At 67.9% G+C, this 21,196-nt stretch carries 20 protein-coding genes; 11 read left to right on the forward strand and 9 right to left on the reverse strand.

Annotated elements, in window-relative coordinates; all coding sequences use genetic code 11:
- Window positions 1–95: 95 nt before the first annotated feature.
- Window positions 96–617, reverse strand: a complete 522-nt coding sequence (locus A9977_RS31845; protein ID WP_183028856.1) for a sigma-70 family RNA polymerase sigma factor — start codon at window positions 615–617, stop codon at window positions 96–98.
- Between the two features lie 236 nt (window positions 618–853).
- Here A9977_RS31845 and A9977_RS31850 point away from each other — a divergent pair, with 236 nt between their 5' ends.
- The 8 genes from A9977_RS31850 to A9977_RS31885 all read left to right on the forward strand — a co-directional run bounded on the left by A9977_RS31850 (window position 854) and on the right by A9977_RS31885 (window position 9,732).
- Complete coding sequence (locus A9977_RS31850; protein WP_183028828.1) at window positions 854–1,531, forward strand: TetR/AcrR family transcriptional regulator; 678 nt, start codon at window positions 854–856, stop codon at window positions 1,529–1,531.
- Between the two features lie 73 nt (window positions 1,532–1,604).
- Window positions 1,605–3,401 (forward strand): acyl-CoA dehydrogenase C-terminal domain-containing protein, encoded by a 1,797-nt coding sequence (locus A9977_RS31855; protein WP_183028829.1) that lies wholly within the window; start codon window positions 1,605–1,607, stop codon window positions 3,399–3,401.
- A 41-nt stretch (window positions 3,402–3,442) separates the two neighbouring features.
- Window positions 3,443–3,877 (forward strand): DUF2147 domain-containing protein, encoded by a 435-nt coding sequence (locus tag A9977_RS31860; protein WP_183028830.1) that lies wholly within the window; start codon window positions 3,443–3,445, stop codon window positions 3,875–3,877.
- 121 nt (window positions 3,878–3,998) lie between these two features.
- On the forward strand, window positions 3,999–6,398 hold the full coding sequence (locus tag A9977_RS31865) for a 3-hydroxyacyl-CoA dehydrogenase/enoyl-CoA hydratase family protein (RefSeq protein WP_183028831.1): 2,400 nt from the start codon (window positions 3,999–4,001) through the stop codon (window positions 6,396–6,398).
- A 69-nt stretch (window positions 6,399–6,467) separates the two neighbouring features.
- On the forward strand, window positions 6,468–6,887 hold the full coding sequence (locus tag A9977_RS31870) for an endonuclease domain-containing protein (protein ID WP_183028832.1): 420 nt from the start codon (window positions 6,468–6,470) through the stop codon (window positions 6,885–6,887).
- Window positions 6,884–8,086, forward strand: coding sequence for an acetyl-CoA C-acyltransferase (locus A9977_RS31875; protein WP_183028833.1), 1,203 nt, complete (start codon window positions 6,884–6,886; stop codon window positions 8,084–8,086). The genes A9977_RS31870 and A9977_RS31875 overlap by 4 nt, the downstream gene beginning before the upstream one ends.
- Before the next feature lie 43 nt (window positions 8,087–8,129).
- Window positions 8,130–8,963 (forward strand): thioesterase family protein, encoded by an 834-nt coding sequence (locus A9977_RS31880; protein WP_310936234.1) that lies wholly within the window; start codon window positions 8,130–8,132, stop codon window positions 8,961–8,963.
- 4 nt (window positions 8,964–8,967) lie between these two features.
- Window positions 8,968–9,732 (forward strand): enoyl-CoA hydratase, encoded by a 765-nt coding sequence (locus A9977_RS31885; RefSeq protein WP_183028834.1) that lies wholly within the window; start codon window positions 8,968–8,970, stop codon window positions 9,730–9,732.
- A gap of 203 nt (window positions 9,733–9,935) precedes the next feature.
- On the opposite strand, the gene A9977_RS31890 is transcribed toward A9977_RS31885, so the two are convergent.
- From A9977_RS31890 to A9977_RS31915, 6 genes are all read right to left on the reverse strand, one after another.
- A complete protein-coding gene (locus tag A9977_RS31890) occupies window positions 9,936–10,751 on the reverse strand; it encodes an ABC transporter ATP-binding protein (protein WP_183028835.1) in 816 nt (271 codons plus the stop codon).
- Window positions 10,748–11,815, reverse strand: a complete 1,068-nt coding sequence (locus tag A9977_RS31895; protein WP_183028836.1) for a dihydrodipicolinate synthase family protein — start codon at window positions 11,813–11,815, stop codon at window positions 10,748–10,750. The genes A9977_RS31890 and A9977_RS31895 overlap by 4 nt, the downstream gene beginning before the upstream one ends.
- A 28-nt stretch (window positions 11,816–11,843) precedes the next feature.
- The gene (locus A9977_RS31900) at window positions 11,844–12,695 is read right to left on the reverse strand and encodes a GNAT family N-acetyltransferase (protein ID WP_183028837.1); all 852 of its coding nucleotides are present in this window, start codon (window positions 12,693–12,695) and stop codon (window positions 11,844–11,846) included.
- The gene (locus A9977_RS31905) at window positions 12,682–13,749 is read right to left on the reverse strand and encodes an NAD(P)-dependent oxidoreductase (RefSeq protein ID WP_183028838.1); all 1,068 of its coding nucleotides are present in this window, start codon (window positions 13,747–13,749) and stop codon (window positions 12,682–12,684) included. Before A9977_RS31905 ends, A9977_RS31900 begins: the two co-directional genes overlap by 14 nt.
- Entirely contained in the window at window positions 13,746–14,579 is an 834-nt protein-coding gene (locus A9977_RS31910; protein WP_183028839.1) for an ABC transporter permease, read from the reverse strand. The genes A9977_RS31905 and A9977_RS31910 overlap by 4 nt, the downstream gene beginning before the upstream one ends.
- 124 nt (window positions 14,580–14,703) lie before the next feature.
- Entirely contained in the window at window positions 14,704–15,381 is a 678-nt protein-coding gene (locus A9977_RS31915) for a TetR/AcrR family transcriptional regulator (protein WP_183028840.1), read from the reverse strand.
- Between the two features lie 93 nt (window positions 15,382–15,474).
- Between A9977_RS31915 and A9977_RS31920 the strand changes: the two genes are divergently transcribed.
- A complete protein-coding gene (locus A9977_RS31920) occupies window positions 15,475–16,470 on the forward strand; it encodes an ABC transporter substrate-binding protein (RefSeq protein WP_259652246.1) in 996 nt (331 codons plus the stop codon).
- Here the strand turns inward: A9977_RS31920 and A9977_RS31925 are convergent.
- Window positions 16,467–16,757: a type II toxin-antitoxin system RelE/ParE family toxin gene (locus tag A9977_RS31925; protein WP_259652247.1), complete on the reverse strand. Its 291-nt coding sequence runs from the start codon at window positions 16,755–16,757 to the stop codon at window positions 16,467–16,469. The genes A9977_RS31920 and A9977_RS31925 overlap by 4 nt on opposite strands.
- Before the next feature lie 327 nt (window positions 16,758–17,084).
- Window positions 17,085–17,513, reverse strand: a complete 429-nt coding sequence (locus A9977_RS31930) for an acyl-CoA thioesterase (RefSeq protein WP_183028842.1) — start codon at window positions 17,511–17,513, stop codon at window positions 17,085–17,087.
- Between the two features lie 38 nt (window positions 17,514–17,551).
- Here A9977_RS31930 and A9977_RS31935 point away from each other — a divergent pair, with 38 nt between their 5' ends.
- Together A9977_RS31935 and A9977_RS31940 are read left to right on the forward strand one after the other, a co-directional pair.
- On the forward strand, window positions 17,552–19,432 hold the full coding sequence (locus tag A9977_RS31935) for an ABC transporter ATP-binding protein/permease (RefSeq protein ID WP_183028843.1): 1,881 nt from the start codon (window positions 17,552–17,554) through the stop codon (window positions 19,430–19,432).
- A 134-nt stretch (window positions 19,433–19,566) separates the two neighbouring features.
- Window positions 19,567–21,192 (forward strand): hypothetical protein, encoded by a 1,626-nt coding sequence (locus tag A9977_RS31940; RefSeq protein WP_183028844.1) that lies wholly within the window; start codon window positions 19,567–19,569, stop codon window positions 21,190–21,192.
- Window positions 21,193–21,196 lie beyond the last annotated feature (4 nt).

Genomic DNA, 21,196 nt, shown 5'->3' on the forward strand with positions numbered 1-21,196 from the left:
GGCGGAAGGGGGCGCGGTCATGCGGGAGGTCTCGGGATGTAGACGCACGGGCGGCCGGAAAGTGGAGGTCGGCGGCCGCCGCGCTGCGCCCTCGATTATTCGTTCCGGGCGGCCCTCTTGCCGGCAGCGTCCAGCGCGTCCTCGCAGGCCTGGCAGGCCAGCACGCCGCGAATGATGTGCTGCGCCACCATGTTCTTCGAGATGCCCATGCGCTCGGCCACCTCCTGGTGCGAGAGCCCCTCGAAGCGGTTCAGCACGAAGGCCTCGCGGCAGCGCGGCGGCAGGGCCTCGATGGCCGCGGCGAGGGCGCGCGCGTGCTGGGCATAGGCATAGGCCTCCTCGGGCTGCTCGTGGCGCGGGGCGGCCGCGCCCTCGGCGGCGCCGTCCTGTGCGTCGAGGTCTTCGTGGGCGCGGAACTGGCCGCGCCGGTGCCGGTCGATCACCAGGTTGCGCGCGGTGCGGTAGAGCAGGGCGCGCGCATTGGCGATGGCCTGCCCCGACTGCCGCAGCGCGAGCACGCGGGCGTAGCTCTCCTGCGCCAGGTCGGCCGCGGCATCGCGGTCGTTCACCGTGCGGGACAGGAAGTTCAGCAGTTCTCGGTAGTAGCGCTCGAGCACGATCACCAGGGCCAGGGGAGTGATGCGTTCCGTCGACTGCTGGCGTGGGATGTGGCGGCGGCTGACCTTGCGCGCGTCGTAGATGGGAACTCTTCTCATTATCAACGAGCGCGACCTGCCGGCCCGCGCGCCTGCGCCGCGGTCAAACCCTTCAGGAGTTGAGGGACTCTTGCAGCCAAAAGTGCAAAGCCACGACAAAATAGAACGATCGTTCGTTTTTATTTCGGGGTTTTCACATGGCAGTCAACGCCGTTCCCGCCAAGCCCGCCCGGGCCGCCCAGAAGGGCCAGCAGACCAAGGCCGTCATCGTCGACGCCGCGCTGGCGCTGGCCGCGCAGATCGGGCTCGAGGGCCTGTCCATCGGCGCCGTGGCCGAGATCACCAAGATGAGCAAGTCGGGCGTGTTCGCCCACTTCGGCTCGCGCGAGGAGCTGCAGATCTCGGTGGTGCGCGAGTATCACGCACGTTTCGAGCAAGAGGTGTTCTTTCCCGCGCTCAAGGCGGCGCGCGGCCTGCCGCGGCTGCGCGCCATGTTCGCCAACTGGATGAAGCGCACCTCGACCGAGATCGATTCGGGCTGCATCTACATCAGCGGCGCCTCCGAGTTCGACGACCGCCCGGGCCCGGTGCGCGATGCGCTGGTCGAGTCGGTCAGCATTTGGCAGGCGGCGGTGCTGCGCGCCATCGTGCAGGCCAAGAGCGAAGGCCATCTGCGCGCCGATGCCGACGAGCGCCAGATCGGCTTCGAGATCCACGGCCTGATCCTCGCGCTGCACTACGAGGCGCGCTTCCTGCAGGTGCCCGGCTCCATCGGCCGCGCCAACATCGGCTTCGACAACATCCTGGCGCGCAGCGCCACCGCCGAGGCGCCCACACCGGCGCCCGCGGGCCGCCGCCTCAAGACCGTGCGCTGAGGCGCCACCGCTTTCCTTTTTCGCGTTCCTTCCTTTTCTCTTTCTTCCTCTTCTTCTTTTCCCGGAGTCCACGATGCCGCTCTACACCCCACCGCTGCGCGACATGCAGTTCGTCCTGCACGAAGTCCTCAAGGTCACCGACGAGTTCAAGGCGCTGCCGGTCCATGCCGAGACCGACATCGACACCGTCAACGCGGTCATCGAAGAGGCCGGCAAGTTCGCGGCCGAAGTGACCTTTCCGCTGAACATCGGCGGCGACGAAGAGGGCTGCGTGCTCGACAAGGCCACGCACGAAGTCAAGACGCCCACGGGCTTCAAGGACGCCTACGCCAAGTTCGTCGAAGGTGGCTGGGCCGCGCTGTCCTGCGACCCCAAGTTCGGCGGCCAGGGCCTGCCCTTCGTGGTCAACCAGTGCCTCTACGAAATGCTCAACAGCGCCAACCAGGCCTGGACCATGTACCCGGGCCTCTCGCACGGCGCCTACGAGGCGCTGGTGGCGCACGGCACCGACGAGCAGAAGAAGACCTACCTGCCCAAGCTGGTGAGCGGCGAGTGGACCGGCACCATGTGCCTGACCGAGCCCCATTGCGGCACCGACCTGGGCCTCTTGCGCACCAAGGCCGAACCGCAGGCCGACGGCAGCTACCGCATCACCGGCAACAAGATCTTCATCTCGGCCGGCGAGCACGACATGACGGACAACATCATCCATCTGGTGCTGGCCCGCCTGCCCGACGCGCCCAAGGGCAGCAAGGGCATCAGCCTGTTCGTGGTGCCCAAGTTCCACGTCAAGGCCGACGGTTCGCTGGGCGAGCGCAACCCGATCTTCTGCGCCGGCCTGGAGCACAAGATGGGCATCCACGGCAACGCCACCGCGCAGATCGTGATCGAAGGCGCCACCGGCACGCTGGTGGGCGAGCCCAACAAGGGCCTGGCCGCGATGTTCGTGATGATGAACGCGGCCCGCCTGGGCGTGGGCAACCAGTCGCTGGGCCTGACCGAAGTGGCCTACCAGAACGCGCTGGCTTATGCCAAGGACCGGCTGCAGATGCGCTCGCTGTCGGGCGTCAAGGCCAAGGACAAGGAAGCCGATCCGATCATCGTGCACCCCGACGTGCGCAAGATGCTGCTCACCGCCAAGGCCTATGCCGAAGGCGGCCGCGCGCTGCAGATCTTCTGCACGCTGCTGCTCGACAAGGAACACCACCATCCCGACGAGAAGGTGCGCAAGGACAGCGGCGAGCTGGTCGCGCTGCTCACGCCCATCGTCAAGGCCTTCATCACCGACAACGGCCACACCGCGACCAACGCCTGCATGCAGGTGTTCGGCGGCCACGGCTTCATCAAGGAATGGGGCATGGAGCAGTTCGTGCGGGACAACCGCATCAACATGATCTACGAAGGCACCAACACCATCCAGTCGCTGGACCTGCTGGGCCGCAAGATCCTGGGCAACAACGGCGCCACGCTCAAGAAGTTCGGCAAGCTGGTCGGCGCGCTGGTGGCCGAAGAGGGCGTGAACGAGAAGATGAGCGAGTTCATCACGCCGATCGCGGTGCTGGGCGAGCAACTCACCAAGTTCACGACCGAGATCGGCTTCAAGGGCTTCCAGAACCCCGACGAGGTGGGCGCCGCCGCGGTGGACTACCTGCGCGTGGCCGGCCACTTCGTGTTCGGCTACCTGTTCGCCCGCATGGCCCAGGTCGCGCTGCGCGAGATCGCCGCCGGCAACACCGACCCCTTCTACGTCGCCAAGCTGCAGACCGCGCGCTTCTACTTCGCCAAGCTGTTCCCCGAGACCGCGACGCTGATGCGCACCGCGCGTGCCGGCAGCAAGGTGCTGATGGACACCGACGCCGCACTGGCCTGAGGCCAGCCCTTCCTTCTTCTTCAACGCACCGGGAGACACGCATGAAAAAAACACTCGCGACCCTTCTGTTCGGCGCCATCGCGGCGTCGGCCATGGCCCAGAGCACCCCGGTGGGGCTGTGGCGCAACGTCGACGACAAGACCGGCGAGGCCAAGGGCGAGATCCGGATCGTCGAGGCCAACGGTGCCCTGCTGGGCCGGCTCGAGCGCTCGTTGAAGAAGGACACCAAACCCGATGCCACCTGCGACGAGTGCCCCGACGACCGCAAGGGCAAGCCCATCGCCGGCCTCGAGATCATCCGCGGCGGCAAGAAGGCCGAAGGCAAGGAGGTCTGGGAAGGCGGCAAGATCCTCGACCCCGAGAACGGCAAGGAATACCGCGCGAGCTTCACGCCCATCGACGGTGGGCAGAAGCTGGAGGTGCGCGGGTACATCGGGCCGTTCTGGCGCACCCAGACCTGGAACAGAGCCAACTAGCCCACCCCCGTAGCGGCGCACTGCGTGTCGCCGCCTCCCCCTCAAGGGGGCCACACCAGCGGCCCGGCGAAGCCGGTTCCGCGGTGTGTCCCGAATCAACACCAAACTTCCAAGCGCTCTTATGTCCCGATTTCAAGTGAAGAAAGTCGCCGTGCTCGGCGCTGGCGTGATGGGGGCGCAGATCGCGGCCCACCTCGTCAACGTGCGCGTGCCCGTGGTGCTGTTCGACCTGGCGGCCAAGGAAGGCCCGAAGAACGGCATCGTCACGCGCGCCATCGACAACCTCAAGAAGCAGAAGCCCGCGCCGCTGGGCGACGTGGCCGATGCGGTGCTGATCGAGCCCGCCAACTACGACGACGACCTGGCCAAGCTGGGCGAGTGCGACCTCGTCATCGAGGCCATCGCCGAGCGCATGGACTGGAAGCTCGATCTCTACAAGAAGATCGCGCCGCATGTCGCCAAGCATTCGATCCTGGCTTCGAACACCTCGGGCCTGTCGATCACTAAGCTGAGCGAGGCGCTGCCCGAAGCCCTGAAGCCGCGCTTCTGCGGCATCCACTTCTTCAACCCGCCGCGCTACATGTTCCTGGTGGAGCTGATCAACACGCCCACCACCCAGCCGCAGGTGCTCGACGAGCTCGAGGCCTTCGTCACCAGCACGCTGGGCAAGGGCGTGGTGCGCGCGCACGACACGCCCAACTTCATCGCCAACCGCGTCGGCATCGCCGGCATGCTGGCGACCTTGAAGGAAGTCGAGAAGTTCGGCCTCACGCCCGACGTGGTGGACGACCTCACGGGCAAGAAGCTGGGCCGCGCGAGCTCGGGCACCTTCCGCACCGCCGATGTGGTGGGCCTGGACACCATGGCCCACGTCGTGAAGACGCTGCAGGACAACCTCAACGCCGAGACCGATCCCTTCTATGCCAACTTCGCCACGCCGCCGGTGCTGGCCAAGCTGCTGGAACTGAAGAACCTGGGCCAGAAGACCAAGGCCGGTTTCTTCAAGAAGGTCGGTCGCGACATCCTGCGCTTCGACCTGGCGAGCGGCGACTACGTGCCCGCCGGCGAGAAGGCCGACGAGGTCTACGGCCGCATGCTGAAGAAGCCCGCGGGCGAGCGGCTGAAGCTGCTGCGCGAGAGCGAAGGCCCGAAGGGCCAGTTCCTCTGGGCCATCCTGCGTGACGGCTTCCACTACGCCGCCGTGCACCTGGCCGAGATCGCCGAGAGCGCACGCGACATCGACTTCGCCATGCGCTGGGGCTTCGGCATGAAGCAGGGCCCGTTCGAGCTCTGGCAGGAAGCCGGCTGGGCGCAGGTCGCCAAGTGGGTGCAGGAAGACATCGACGCCGGCAAGGCGCTGAGCAGCGCACCGCTGCCCAAGTGGGTTTTCGAAGGCCCCGTGGCGCAAGCCGGCGGCGTGCACACGCCCGAAGGCTCGTGGAGCGCCTCGCAGAACAAATTCGTGCCGCAGCGCAGGCTGCCCGTGCATGCGCGCCAGCTGTTCCCCGAGAGCGTGCTCGGCGCGAACGCGGCCGATGCCGCCACCGCGGGCACCACGATCAGCGACGAAGGCGACGTGCGCGTCTGGACGCTCGACGGCGAGGTGCTGATCGCCAGCATCCAGTCGAAGATGCACGCCATCAGCCCCGACGTGGCCGAGGCGCTGGGCGCCGCGGTCGACCTGGCGGAGGCCGAATACAAGGGCCTGGTGATCTGGTCGCCCGACGAGGTGTTCTCGGTTGGCGCCGACCTGCAGGCGATGCTGCCGGCCTTCGTGGTCGCGGGCATCGGCGCGGTCGAAGGCGCGGAAGAAGAGCTGCAGAACACCATGCTCAAGATCCGCTACGCCAGCGTGCCCGTGATCTCCGCCGTGCGCGGCATGGCGCTGGGTGGTGGCTGCGAACTGGCCGTGTACTCGGCCAGGCGTGTCGCGGCGATGGAAAGCTACATCGGCCTGGTCGAAGTGGGCGTGGGCCTGATCCCCGGCGCGGGCGGCCTGACCTACATCGCGCGCCGCGCGGCCGAGAACGCATCGGCATCGACCGGCACCGACCTGCTGCCCTTCCTCACCGAAGGCTTCACCGCCGCGGCGATGGCCAAGGTCGGCACCGGCGCGCTCGATTCGAAGAAGCTGGGCTACCTGCTCGAGAGCGACGTGATCGTGCCGAACAAGGACGAACTGCTCTACGTGGCGCTGCAGCAGGCCAAGGCCATGGCCGACGCCGGCTACCGCGCCCCGCTGCGCCGTACCTTCCGGGTGGCGGGCCGCAGCGGCGCCGCGACCATCAAGGGCCAGCTGGTGAACATGCGCGACGGCGGCTTCATCAGCGCGCACGACTTCCACATCGCGAGCCTGATCGCCAACGTGGTGACTGGTGGCGACGTGGACGCGGGTTCGCTCGTGACGGAGGAATACGTCATGACGCTGGAACGCAAGGCCTTCTGCTCGCTGATCGTGCATCCGAAGACGCAGGAGCGGATCATGGGGATGTTGAGCACGGGGAAGCCGGTGCGGAACTGACGAATTCCCTCTTCTTTCTCCTTCCCCCTCCGGGGGAAGGCAGGGATGGGGGCTCTCCAACCAAGCACGATGCGAAACCAGGCCACACCGAACGCCCGCGCGAACGCGCAGGTGCTTCGCCGCGAGATGACCGATTCGGAGCGCAAGCTCTGGACGGGCATCCGCGCAGAGCAGTTGGGCGTGAAGTTCCGGCGCCAGCATCCGTTGGGCAACTACATCGCGGACTTCGCCTGCCTGGCGCCGAAGCTGATCGTCGAGCTCGATGGCTCGCAACACGATGCGCAGCAAGGCTATGACGCGCGGCGCGACGCATTTTTCCGGGCGCAGGGTTTCGACGTGCTGCGCTTTGCATCCAACGATCCGTTCATCCATCTTGATGGGGTGCTTCAGGCGATTGCCAACCGGCTCGATCTGTTGACGGCGCAAGCCCCCATCCCAGCCTTCCCCCGGAGGGGGAAGGAGCAAGACAATCCAGGAGCTTCCTCATGAGCAGCAAACAAGTCCAAGACGCCTACATCGTCTCCGCCACCCGCACCCCCATCGGCAAGTCGCACCGCGGCTACTTCCGCAACTACCGGCCCGACGACCTGCTCGCGACCACGCTCAAGGCCGCGCTCGCAGCCGTGCCGGGCCTCGACCCCAAAGCCATCGAAGACATCATCTGCGGCTGCGCGATCCCCGAATCGCAACAGGGCCTGAACATCGCGCGCATCGGCGCGGTGCTGGCCGGCCTGCCCAACAGCATCGGCGGCATCACGGTCAACCGCTTCTGCGCCTCGGGCCTGTCGGCGGTGCAGATGGCGGCCGACCGCATCCGCGTGGGCGAGGCCGACGTGATGATCGCAGCCGGCGTCGAGAGCATGAGCATGGTGCCGATGATGGGCAACGCGCCCTCGCTGTCGCCCTCGATCTTCGAGCGTGAAGGCGACGTGGGCATCGCCTACGGCATGGGCCTGACGGCCGAGAAGGTCGCGCAGCAGTGGAAGGTGAGCCGCGAGGCGCAGGACGAATTCGCGCTGGCCTCGCACCAGAAGGCGCTGGCCGCACAGCAGGCCGGTGAGTTCGCCGACGAGATCACGCCCATCGAGGTCACCGACCGCACCCCCGACCTCGCCACCGGCGAAGCGATCGCCAAGCGCCGCACCGTGTCGCTCGACGAAGGCGCGCGGCCCGACACCTCGATCGAGGGGCTGGCCAAGCTGCGCACCGTGTTCGCGGCGCGCGGCACGGTCACGGCGGGCAACAGCTCGCAGACTTCCGACGGCGCGGGCGCGCTGATCCTCGCGAGCGAGAAGGCCGTGAAGCAGTTCGGCCTGACGCCGCTGGCGCGCTTCGTGAGCTTCGCGAGCAAGGGCGTGCCGCCCGAGATCATGGGCATCGGCCCGATCGAGGCGATCCCGGCCGCTCTGCGCTATGCGGGCCTCCAGCACGAGGACATCGACTGGTTCGAGCTCAACGAGGCCTTCGCGGCGCAGTCGCTGGCCGTGATCCGCACGCTGGGCATCGACCCGGCCAAGGTCAACCCCATGGGCGGCGCGATCGCACTGGGCCACCCCTTGGGTGCGACGGGCGCTATCCGCTCCGCGACAGTCGTGCATGCCTTGCGACGCAAGAATCTGAAGTACGGCATGGTCACGATGTGCGTGGGCATGGGCCAGGGCGCCGCCGGCATCTTCGAGCGGGTCTGATCCCCGCGGGGTCCGGCGCCGCCGATCGAACAGGAGACAGGCAGTGACAACAGAACACGTATTCGACAAGGCGCTCGCGCTCCAGCACAGCGACATCCGCGCCGGGCATTTCACCGGCATGACCAGTCCCGACTACTGGAACATGGTGGGACCCTTCGGCGGCATGACGGCCGCGATCGCGCTGCAGGCGGTGCTCCAGCATCCCGACCTGCTGGGCGCGCCGATCGCATTGACGGTCAACTTCGCGGCCGCGATCGAGGCCGGCGCCTTCGACGTGCAGGCCACGCCGGTGCGCACCAACCGTTCGACCCAGCACTGGACGGTGCAGATCACGCAGGCCGGCATCGACGGCGCGCCGCAGATGACCACCATCGCCACCGTGGTCACGGCCGCGCGCCGCGACACCTGGGGCACCGCCGACCTGGCGATGCCGGAGGTCGCGCGGCCCGACACCCTGGTTCGGATGGAAGCCGCGCGTGCCGGCGTGGCCTGGTTCGCGCAGTACGACATGCGCCCGGTCAGCGGCGCGCCGCCCTCGACCTGGGACGGCGGCGGCGACCACAGCCAGACCCGGCTCTGGGTGCGTGATGCGCAGGCCCGCGCGCTCGACTTCCCCTCGCTCGCGGCCATGAGCGACGTGTTCTTCCCGCGCGTCTGGCTGCGCCGCGCCAAGCCGGTGCCGGCCGGCACGGTCTCGATCACCACCTACTTCCACACCGACGCGGCGCAGATGGCCGAGGTCGGCAGCGGCTATCTTCTGGCCTGTGCGGCCGGGCAGCAGTTCCGCAACGGCTTCTTCGACCAGAGCGCGCAGCTCTGGAGCGAAGCCGGCGTGCTGCTCGCCACCTCCAACCAGATCGTTTACTTCAAGGAATGACCCCATGAGCGACATCCTCGTCCACGCCGAAGCCGGCGTGATGACCCTGACCTTCAACCGCGTCGACAAGAAGAACTCGATCACCGGCGCGATGTACGGCGAACTGGCCGACGCGCTGGCCCGTGCCGAGCAGGACCCGGCCGTGCGCGCGGTGCTGATCCAGGGCGACCCGACCATCTTCAGCGCCGGCAACGACATCGGCGACTTCCTCAACGCGCCGCCCGCGACCACCGAGTCGCCGGTGTTCCGCTTCCTGCGCGGCATCGCGACCTTCCCCAAGCCCATCGTCGCCGCCGTCTGCGGCCCGGCCGTGGGCGTGGGCACCACGATGCTGTTCCATTGCGACCTGGTCTATGCGGGCGACAACGCGGCCTTCTCGATGCCCTTCGTCAACCTGGGCCTGTGCCCCGAGGCGGCCTCGAGCCTGCTGGTGCCGCAGATGTTCGGCTACCACCGCGCGGCCGAGGCGCTGCTGCTGGGCGAACCCTTCATGGCCGAGGCCGCGCTCGAGATCGGCCTGGTGAACCGCGTGGTGCCGCCGACCGAAGCCAACGGCATCGCCCAGGCCCAGGCCCGCAAGCTCGCGGCCAAGCCGCTCACGGCGCTGATCGAGACCAAGCGCCTGCTCAAGAAATCGCAGCAGGCCGCGGTGATCGAGCGCATGGACGAGGAAGGCCAGAGCTTCGGCCGCATGCTGCGCGAGCCGGCGGCACGCGAAGCATTTGGCGCGTTCATGGAAAAGCGCAAGCCCGATTTCAGCAAGGTCTGAAATCGATGCCTCGCCAGAGGCATGGCCGCGAAGCGGCGCGAGCAAGCTTTCGACAAAAGCGCAAGCCCGATTTCAGCAAGGTCTGAAATCGATGCCTCGCCAGAGGCATGGCCGCGAAGCGGCGCGAGCCGGCTTTCGACAAAGGCGCAAGCCTTTGTCAGAAAAGGAAGCCCGACTTCTCCAAGCTCTGATCGGCGGCGTCGTTATTCGACGCCCAGCAGGTCGTACACCCGCCGCACATAGTCACCGAAGGCCGGACTGGTCTTGAGGTGCAGCCGGCGCGGCGCGGGCAGGTCGATGGGGAAGAAATCGGCCATGCGCGCCGGGCCGGCCGTGAGCACGGCGCAGTGGGTGCCCAGGAACACGGCTTCCTGGATGCTGTGGGTCACGACCACGAAGGTCTTGCCGGTCTCTTCCCAGATGCGCAGCATCTCGAGGTTCATCTTCTCGCGCGTCAGCGCGTCGAGCGCGCCGAAGGGCTCGTCCATCAGCACCAGCTTCGGGTCGTGGATCAGCGCCCGCGCGATGGCTGCGCGCTGCTGCATGCCGCCCGAGAGTTCGTAGGGCAGCTTGTCGGCGAAGCCGGTGAGGCCCACCATCTCCAGCAGCTCGTGCGCGCGCACGCGGGCCCTCTTGCGGTCCAGGCCCAGGATGTCGGCCGGCAGCATCACGTTCTCGAGGATGGTGCGCCACTTGAGCAGCACCGGCTGCTGGAACACCATGCCCACGTCGCGGCCCGCGTTGAAGGGCGTGCCGCCGGCGCCGCCGCCGATCTGCAGCGTGCCGCCGTCGTGGCCGTGCAGGCCCGACAGGATCTTGAGCAGGGTCGACTTACCGCAGCCCGAGGGCCCGACCAGCGACACCATGTCGCCCTCGTGGATGTCCATCGACACGTCGGACACGGCGAGGAACTCCTCGGTCCTGCCGCCCGCCTGCTTCTTGCGGTAGACCTTGCGCAGCTGCTGCATGCGGATCAGCGGCGCGCCGGTCGCGACGCGCTCGCGCAACACGGCGCTCATGCCAGCCACCGTGCCAGGTTGTCGCGCACGAAGGCGTCGTCGGCCAGGTCGCCGTGCAGGCGGTAGACGCGATCGATCTCCTCGCCCTGGCCTGCGCCCATGCCCTCGGCCGGGTCCAGGCACCAGATGCCCTCGAGCAGGCCCTGGCGCCGCAGCACCTCGTGGCAACCCGCGATGCAGCCGTGGAAGTTGTTCTTCACGTCGAAGAAGGCCGCGTTGCAGTCGGTCACGCGCGAATCGAGGGCCAGCAGCGCCGGGCTCAATGCGCCGTCGTGGGCCGCGATCTCAGCCTTGATCTGCGCCAGCTGCTGCACCGCGCTCGCGGTCCAGACCGACCAGTGGCCCAGCAGGCCGCCGCGGAAGCGCACCTGCACCAGGGCACCGTCGCGCATCGCGCTGAAGGGCAGGGCGAGGTCGAGCACGATGTGGTCGTCGTTGCCGGTGTAGAGGAAGACGCGCTCCTCGGCCCGCGCATCGACCACGCCGCGCACCACGTCGATGGTGCGGTAGCGGTTGAAGGGCGCGACCTTGATTGCCAGCACGTTGGGGATCAGTGCGAAGCGGCGCCAGAAGTCGCTCGACAGGATCGGGCCGCCGACCACGGTCTGCAGGTAGAAGCCGATCAGCGGGATCTCCTCGGCCACGGCCTCGCAATGCGCGATCAGTTCGTCCTCCGAGGCCGAGGCCACGGCCGCGAGGCTCAGCAGGCCCGCGTGGTAGCCGAGGCCGACGGCCGTGCGCGCCTCGGCGCGCGCCTGGGCGGTGGGGCCGCACAGGCCGGCGACCATGGCCATGGGGCGGTCGGTCCAGGCGGTGCGGTCTTCGGCCGCGGCGCGCAGCACGGTCTCGTAGAGGCCGCGTTCGCGGATGCTGAACTGGGTGGTGTGCACGCCCACGGCCAGGCCGCCCGCGCCGGCGTCGGTGTAGTAGCGGGTGAGCGCGCGCTGGCGGCGGCGGTCGAATTGGCGCTCGGCGTCGAGCGCCAGCGGGTGGGCCGGAATCACCGTGCCCTGCGCCAGCAGCGCCAGCACGTCGGCGGGAAGATCGGATCGTTGCAAGGCCATCGAAACTCCTGGAAAGGTGAAGGGGCGCTCAGCCGTACTCGGGGCCGGCGATGGCGTGGAGGAAGGCGGTCTGGCCATGGGGCACGGGTTCGCCCAGGGCCATGCGCACGAAGCCGCGCTGCGGCGTGAGGCCGGCGGCGGCCAGCTGCGCGCGCAACTGGGCGCGCATGTCGGGCACGTCGACTATCAGCGGCTCGGGCGTGCCCTCGGCGATCTCGGCCAGCAGCCGCGCGGCGGCGGCCTCGTCGGTCGCGATCAGCGGGCCGATCTGGTGGGCGATGCGGCCGGCGCGCACGATCGCGAAGCCCTGCGCATGGCGCTGCAGGCGCGAGCCCGCGCGCCCGGCCAGGTGCGCGAGCACCTCGCCGCGCGCCAGGCCCAGCGCTTCGGCATCGAGGGCGGCGAGTTGCGCGAGGCCGGTCGCTTCCTGTCGTGCGAGCGCGGTGCTCGTGGCGGCGGCCGCGCGCTGCCAGCGCGTGAGCCGCCATAGCGGCGAGAAGCCGTACTGGGTGTAGAGCCGCTCGCCCGCAGGCGTGGCGTCGAGCAGCGCGACGCGGCCCTGGCGCCGCACCTCGCGCAGGCATTGCTCGAACACCGTGCGGCCCAGGCCCTGGCCGCGCAGCGCGGGCGCGACCAGGATCATGCTGATCCAGGCGCCGGTGTCGCCCATCGGCAGCACCGCGCCGCTGGCGACGATGCAGCCGCTGCCGTCGCGCACCGCGAACAGCGTGCCCTGCTGCGAGAACAGCCCCCAGTCCTCGGCGGTTTGGTTCCAGCCGCTCTGCACCACCAGCGCGTCGAGCATCGCCAGCGTCTCGCGGTCGAGCGCGCCGAGCGTCTCGACCACGTGCACCGGCGCGTCGAGCTCAGTACTTACCATCGCGCGACTCGAACTTGGTCGGCTTGCCGTAGAGACGCTGCTCGCGCGCGATCCAGTCGGCGACCCAGCCCAGCTGCTGCGACAGCGGCACCTGCGGATAGCCGAACAGGCGCTCGGCCTCGCCGGTGTTCATGAGCCAGGCGGTGGGCGCTTCGCTGCCGGTGATCTGCACCGGCTTGCCGAAGCGGCGGCCGAACTCCTCGGCCAGCCAGCGGATCGAGGTGGTCTCGGGGCCGCTCACGTTGATCGGCGAGGTCGGCACCGTGGCCACGGCCAGGCAGCGCAGCGCCTGCGCGTTGGCGTCGCCCTGCCAGATCACGTTGACGTGGCCCATGGTCACGTCCACCGGCTCGCCGCGCCAGACCTTCTGCGCCACGTCGGCCAGCACGCCGTAGCGCAGGTCGATCGCGTAGCTCAGGCGGAACAGCCGGCCGGGCGTGCCGTGCTGCTGCGAGAAGTACTCGAACATGCGCTCGCGGCCGACGCAGGAGTTCGCGTACTCGCCGGGCGGGCTGGGCGGCAGGTCCTCAGCCGCGCCTTGGCCCGTGACCGGCACGAAGGGGTACACGCAGGCGGTGGAGAAGGCCACGATGCGCGAAGCGCTGAAGGCCTGCGCCACCAGCGCGGGCACGTGCACGTTCATGGCCCAGGTCAGCGGGTTGTTGGCGTCGCCGCCGAACTTGCGCCCGGCCATGAAGACCACGTTGGCGCATTTCGGCAGCGCGGCCACGGCCGCGGCGTCGAGCAGGTCGCAGACGAGGGTCTCGATGCCGTGCGCATGCAGCATCTCGCGCATGCCGGCCTCGCTGAAGCGCGCCACCGCGATCACGCGGCGCCCGGCGGGCAGGGCGTTGCGCGCCAGCCGCGCCAGCGTCGGGCCCATCTTGCCGCCCACGCCGAGGATCATCAGGTCGCCGTCGAGGCGCGCGAGGTCGTCGATGAGTTCCCGCGAGGGCGTGGCCAGGTAGTCCTCGAGCGCCTGTTCGGTCTCGAAGTGCGTGGGGAAGGCGCGCGTGTCGAGCACGGCGGCGGGCGTGGGGGTGGAGGTGGTCATTGGATGCGGGCGTCCTGGGTGATGAAGAAGCGCTCCAGCAGCAGGACCAGCAGGTAGAGCAGCACGCCGAGCCCTGTGATCAGCAGCACGGCCATGAAGACGGCGGGGGTGTCGAGCGAGGCCTGCACCTGGATCATCAGGTAGCCCAGGCCCTTGTCGGAGGCGATGAACTCGCCCACCACCGCGCCGGCGACGGCCAGGATGGTGGCGACCTTCATGCCCGAGAACACATAGGGCAGGGAGCCCGGCAGCTGGATGTAGCGGAACAGCTGCCAGCGCGAACCCTTGAGCGCGCGCACCAGGTTCAGCAGCTCGGGCTCGGTCTCGTTGAGCCCGCGGATGGTGGTCAGCAGGATCGGGAAGAAGCACAGGCTGAAGGTGATCAGGATGTTGGGCCCGATGCCGTAGCTGAACCACACGATGATCAGCGGCCCCATCGCCACCTTCGGGATCATGTTGAGCGTGACCAGCAGCGGGAAGGCCAGCAGCATCAGGCGCCGGCTGGTGATGAACAGCAGCGCGCAAAGAATGCCCAGCACCAGGGCCAGCACATAGCCGCCGAAGACCTCGAGCGCGGTCACGCCGGTGTTCGACAGCCAGTGGTAGTTGCCGTTGCCCAGCGTGGCCAGCACGCGCGAGGGCGCGGGCAGGATGAAGGTCTGGATCGAGAACACGCGCACCGCGAGCTCCCACAAGGCCACGCCGGCCAGGTGGACCCCGACGATGGCAGCCCAGCGCTGCCAGGCGGGGCTGTCCTGGCTGCTGTCGGAACCGCCCGCGGCCTGGATGGCGGGCGGGTCGGCGGCGGGTGCGGTGGCGGAGGCCGTCATGGGTGCGTCTTCCTCGGGAGTGCGGGTCGAATCCAAATCATAGGATTCGACCGATGCACTGTCAACCAACTGGTTGATAAATTCTCGAGAAAGACGCCGGCGGGCCGGCCGGGCCCTCAGCGGCTCAGGGCCGCAGCGCGTTGAGCGCGAAGGCGATCACATGGCGCCGCCGCTGCACCAGCGCGCCGCGCGAGCCCAGCGGCTTGCCGAAGATGGCCGACAGCGTGTGGTTGTTGGAGAAGAAGAAGTAGGAGATGCCGGCGATCGAGATGTAGAGGTTGATCGCGTCGAAGTCGTTGCGGAACACGCCCTGCTGCACGCCGCGATCGAGCGTGGCCTCGAGCATCTCGATGAAGGGCGAGTGCATCTTCTGCAGCCGCTCCGAGCCCAGGATGTGCTGGCCCTGGTTGCGGTTCTCGTCGGTCAGCAGCGCGATGAACTCCGGGTGCTCGGCCAGGTAGTCGAAGGAGAAGCCGATCAGCTGCGTCATGGCTTCCACCGGCTCCAGCGCGCCCAGCGACAGCGCCTGCTCCTTCTCGCGGATCGCCGCATAGACCGACTCGAGCGCCACCAGGTACAGGCCCTGCTTGCTCTCGAAGTAGTGGTAGACCAGTTGCTTGTTGGCACCGGCCGTGCGCGCGATCTCGTCGACTCGCGCGCCGGCGAAGCCGTTGCGCGAGAACTCGGCCACCGCGGCGGCCAGCAGCGCCTCGCGCGTGGCGGCGGCGTCGCGGCGCGCGGCGCCTTCCGCCGGGGCGGCCTTCTTGGTGCGGGGGGCGGTGGTGGAAGGGGAGGGGGCCATGCGTACTGCTCGTTCTGTTGTATTGATTGTCAACCAAACAGTTGGTAATATGAATTCTAGTCCTGATCCACCCCTTCATTCTGGAGCGATCCCATGCGAGCACGCGCGTCTTCCGTCTTCTTCTCCGCCCTGTGCGCCCTCGGGCTCGCCGGCACGGCTTCGGCCGCGGACCCGATGAACCTGATGCTCAACTGGACGCCGACCGCGGACCATGCGCCGATCTACTTCGCCAAGGCCAAGGGCTGGTACACCGAGGCCGGCATCGACCTCAGCATCGAGGCCGGCAAGGGCTCGGCGCTGTCGGCGCAGCGCGTGGGATCGGGCGGCGCCAACCTGGGCATCGCCGACCTGCCGACCGCCATCCAGGCCGTGGGCAAGGGCGCCGACCTGAAGGCGATCATGGTGATCTACGCCAACAGCCCGCAGGGCTTCTACTGGCTCAAGTCCTCGGGCATCAACGGGCCCAAGGACTTCACCGGCCGCAAGATCGGCAACCCGCCCGGCGACGCCGCGCGCCTGATGTGGCCGGCCTTCGCCAAGAAGACGGGCATCGATCCGGCGGGCGTGAACTTCGTCAACCTGAGCCCGCAGGCCAAGGTGGGCGCGCTCAAGAGCAAGTCGGTCGACATCATCAGCGACTTCTACAACGAGCACGACCTCAAGGTGCGCGAGTTCGGCCCCGACCTGGGCTTCGTGGCCTGGCGCACGGTCGGTGTGAACGTCTACGGCAACTCGCTGTTTGTGAACGGCGCCTATCTCAAGGCGAACCCCGAGCGCGTGCGCAAGTTCGCGGCCGTCACGCAGCGCGCCTACGCGGCCTGCGTGAAGGACTTCGCCCCCTGCCTCGACGCGCTGACCGCCAGCGTGAGCGGCCTGACGCCCGACAACCAGCGCGACCAGTGGGAACGCATCAAGCAGCTGATGCGCGACGACACCACCACCGGCGTGGCGCTGGGCGCCTTCGACAGCACGCGGGTCAAGACCGACTACGAACTGGTCAAGGAAATGATCGGCATCGAGAAGGCCTTCGAGCCGGCCACGCTGTTCACCAACGAGTACCTGGACAAGTCGGTGCGCATGAGCAACTAGGGGCGCTGCTGCCGCGCGTGATAGACGGCGGTGACGGTGGCCGTCTTCGTCACTTCGTCCAGTTCGTACAGGACGATGTAGGCCGGTCGCACGACGATTTCCCGTTGCCCTTCGACAAAGGGGCTGGGTTTGTGAACGACCATCGGGTCCTTGGTCAGCGGATCAGGGGCCTGCCAGAGGTCGTCGTGGAGCCTGCGCGCCGCGGCAAAATCGTGCGCCGCGATCCGCTCCACCAGCTCGGCGAGTTGCTCCAACGCGTGAGGCCGCCAGGTGACGTGACAGGGCATGCCGCGGGACTGCGCCCGTCAAGAGCGAGGACGAGGGGCCTTTTTGCCAAGAATCGACGCCAAACGCTGGTCGAGGTAAGTGCGGGCCTCTTCGTTCGTCAAGGACGGGCGAGGGTCCGCTTTGCTGCGTGCAACGAGCGCCCGCACTCGAGCCGCGAGCTGAGCGTCGGTCTCGGCGCTCTCGTTCTGCATCCCCAGAGGGGCGCCGGTAGAGCGGTGCATGCGGGCGGGAGCCATGCGGCCATCGTACCGCGACAAGCGCCTTTGGCAACAGCCGCATGGCACGTCGGCATCGGGAGGCCTGGAGCGATATCCGCCGGCGTGGGCTCAGGCCGGCGTCGCGGCGATCGGCCGCGGCCGCCCGTGGTCGTCGATCGCGACGTAGGTGAAGGTGGCTTCGGTCACCTTGATGTAGTTGCCCTGCGCCTTGAAGCGCTCGGCGAAGACCTCGACCGTGACCGTGACCGAGGTGCGCCCGATGCGCACCAGCTTCGAATAGAAGGACAGGATGTCGCCGATGCGCACCGGCTGCTTGAAGACGAACTCGTTGACCGCCACCGTCGCCATCCGGCCCAGGGTGTAGCGCGCCGGGATCACCGAGCCGGCCAGGTCGCACTGGGCCATGACCCAGCCGCCGAAGATGTCGCCGTTGGCGTTGCAGTCGGCGGGCATCGGAATGACCTTGAGCACCAGCTCCATGTCGGTCGGCAGGCTCTTGAGGACGGCGGCCACGTTGGCGTCGGGAGAATGGGACATGGGCACAATCGAAGCAAATAACAGCCAGATTGTCCCCCATGCGCCGCAGCGGCGAAGCCATTTCCTCTCCCCACCATGCACCCGGCGGCGCCCCCGCACGGGCCGACCGCTCCGACTGGGCGACGCTGCGGCGCCTCTTCCCCTACCTCTGGGACTACAAATGGCGGGTGCTGGCCGCGCTGACCTTCATGGTCGGCGCCAAGGTCGCCAACGTCGGCGTGCCGGTGCTGCTCAAGACCCTGGTCGACACCATGACGCCCAAGCCCGACATGGCGCAGGCGCTGCTCGTGGTGCCGATCGCACTGCTGGTCGGCTACGGCCTGCTGCGGCTGTCGACCTCGCTGTTCAGCGAGCTGCGCGAGCTGGTGTTCGCCAAGGCCACCGAGGGCGCGGCGCGGCGCATTTCGCTGGAGGTGTTCCGCCACCTGCATGCGCTGAGCCTGCGCTTCCACCTCGAGCGACAAACCGGCGGCATGACGCGCGACATCGAGCGCGGCACGCGCGGCGTGCATTCCCTGATCTCGATGTCGCTCTACAGCATCGTGCCGACCATCATCGAGCTGGGGCTGGTGCTGACCATCCTGGGCGTCAAGTTCGACGCGCTCTTCGTCTGGATCACGGGTGCGGCGCTGGTGTTGTACATCGGCTTCACCGTGACCGTCACCGAGTGGCGCACGCAGTTCCGCAAGACCATGAACGAGCTCGACACCATGGCGCAGAGCCGCGCCGTCGACTCGCTGCTGAATTACGAGACCGTCAAGTACTTCAACAACGAGGAGTTCGAGGCGAAGCGCTACGACGCCAGCCTCGACCGCTACCGCAAGGCCGCGATCAAGAGCCAGCGCACGCTGTCGATGCTCAATGCGGGCCAGCAGCTGCTGATCGCCGTGAGCCTGGTGCTGATGCTGTGGCGCGCCACCTCGGGCGTGGTCGAGGGCCGCATGACGCTGGGCGACCTGGTGATGGTCAACGCCTTCATGATCCAGCTCTACATCCCGCTCAATTTCCTGGGCGTGATCTACCGCGAGATCAAGCAGAGCCTGACCGACCTCGACAAGATGTTCGTGCTGATGGAGAAGGAGCGCGAGGTGCAGGACGCGCCGGGCGCCCGGCCTTTGTCCTTGCGCCCCCTGCCTCCGGAAGAGGGCGGCGGGGGTGAGGGCCGCGGCGTCGACGCCACCATCCGTTTCGAGGACGTCAGCTTCGCCTACGAGCCCTCGAGGCCGATCCTACGGCACGTGAGCTTCGAGATCCCGGCCGGCAGGACGGTGGCCGTGGTGGGGCCGTCGGGTTCGGGCAAGTCGACCCTCGCACGCCTGCTCTACCGCTTCTACGACGTCCAGCAGGGCCGCATCACCATCGGCGGCGAAGACATCCGCCAGGTGACCCAGTCCAGCGTGCGCCAGGCCATCGGCATCGTGCCGCAGGACACGGTGCTGTTCAACGACAGCGTGGCCTACAACATCGCCTACGGGCGCCCCGGCGCGACGACCGACGAGATCGAGGCCGCGGCCAAGGCCGCGCGCATCCACGACTTCATTGCCGCCACGCCCAAGGGCTACGACACGCCGGTCGGCGAACGCGGCCTGAAGCTGTCGGGTGGCGAGAAGCAGCGCGTGGCGATCGCGCGCACGCTGCTCAAGAACCCCCCGATCGTGATCTTCGACGAAGCCACCTCGGCGCTGGATTCGGCCAACGAACGCGCGATCCAGTCGGAGCTCAAGAGCGCGGCGCAGAACAAGACCACGCTGGTCATCGCGCACCGCCTGTCGACGGTGGTCGATGCGCACGAGATCCTGGTGCTCGAGGCCGGCGTGATCGTCGAGCGCGGGACCCATGCGGACCTGCTGGCGCGCCAGGGGCGCTATGCGCAGATGTGGGCGCTGCAGAAAATCGAGGCGGCGCCGGTCAATCTTTGACCACATTTCTCATCGCTTTGTAGTTGCTCCAGAGGGAAGTAGCATGCGCCAAAACGGATGGTGTGCGGCGGCATGGCCGGCTGTCATTTCATCCGGGATGTGCATGCGTCAGCCATCACAGGGAGCCTCAAAGAATGGGCGATTACAGACACCAGGCCGATCAGAGCCTGCCGCCGCGCTATGGCAATTCGCCCGGCGCCGACTACTTCGGCGGGGTCAGCCAGATCCATGCCGCCAAGGGCAGCCGGCCTGATCTGTACGGCACCGTGCTGCCGAATGGCGACCGGGTCTACAACCTCGATGCGCAGGTGGCGGCGCACTACACGATCCACCAGCAACTCGCCGACCCCGAGGTGCCGCGCACGACAGGCGCGAATTCCTATGCGGACACCATCGCCCAGCGCCACGACATCGAGTGCTGGTATGCCGCCGACCAGCGCGATCGCATGCTGCAAGGCCACAAGGCGTTCGAGCGGCCTGGACGCCCCGGCGAATACCGCACCTGGGCCGAGCTGAGCGGCTGGGAGCAAGGCACCCACGCCACGGCCCTGGCGGCAGCCGCCCGCTACCACGACATCCGCACGACCGCCGAAATCGAGTTCCTGCATGGCCTGCAGGAATGGAAGCCCGAAGGCGCCGCCGCCGGCTATTTCAAGAACAAGGGCGTGGCCGGGTTCGAAGCGCTGGCGGGCAGCTACCCCGCGCCTTCTCGCGAGCGCATGCTGGGAGAAATGCCGGCCTTGCGCGACAAAGGTGGGCGCGTCGACTTCGATCCCCTCTCGATGGTGGGCCACGCCATGGGGGCCTCTGGCCTCAAGAAAACCGAGTTCGAACAGTTCGCCACGCTGCCCCTGAGCGACCGCGAGCGCGACTTCTTCCACCCCAGCATCGACAGCATCAAGCAGCATGGCGCGCCGGTGTGGGAGCCCCACCCGGACCATCCGGCCGACCAGGCGAACGCCATGGAACATGGCCGCTTCAGGCTCGCCTATGCCGACGCGCAAGGCCACCGCATCGAGAAGGTGCTGGACCTCGACCAGGGGCGGCGCTTCAGCACGACGACGAGCGATCCTGTGACCAGACAGATCCTGAGCACAGAGACCAAGACGCCGACCGGACCGCTCGTTGCGCAGAACTACTTCACGCCCAGCTACGCCGTCGAAACGCGCGATGGGCAAGGGCAGGTTGTCAGCCAAAGCTCGCTGCCCGAAGGGAAGAATGACCATCCGAGGGTGGACGGCAGTCCGTTGTATCAGGAGGCGCTGCGGGATTTGGAGGGGAAGTATCGGGAGATCAAGAATGATCCGAAGCCTGAGCGGCAAGCGACTATTCGAGAGGTAGAAATCGATATCGATGCGCAACGCGACCAAGCCCAACAACACTACCTTGCCAAAGACCACCCGCTGCATCAGGATGTGGTGCAGCATCCACACGGCAAGCACACGCAGCAACAACAACCCCAAGCGCCTGCGGCCGCGCCCGACACCCCGCTGGCCGCATCCATCATCACCCAAAGCGCCATTGGCGAGCGGTTCAAGGCGCTGGTCGATGCCATCGAGCGCAAAGACGACAAAGCCTATGACCGGGTGCTTGAGGCGCACCAGGCTTCGCCCGAATGGCAGAAGTTTCAACAGCAAAGCCAAGACTACGAACAAGCCCTGATTGCGCAGCAGCAACGTGAGCGCGAGCAACAACTTGCGGCGCAGCGGCAAGAAGACGCGCAACAGCAGCAACAGCGTGGCCCGGTGATGGGCCGATAGAGGG

Source organism: Variovorax sp. UMC13 (assembly GCF_014170375.1).
In the GTDB taxonomy this organism is placed as follows: domain Bacteria; phylum Pseudomonadota; class Gammaproteobacteria; order Burkholderiales; family Burkholderiaceae_C; genus Variovorax.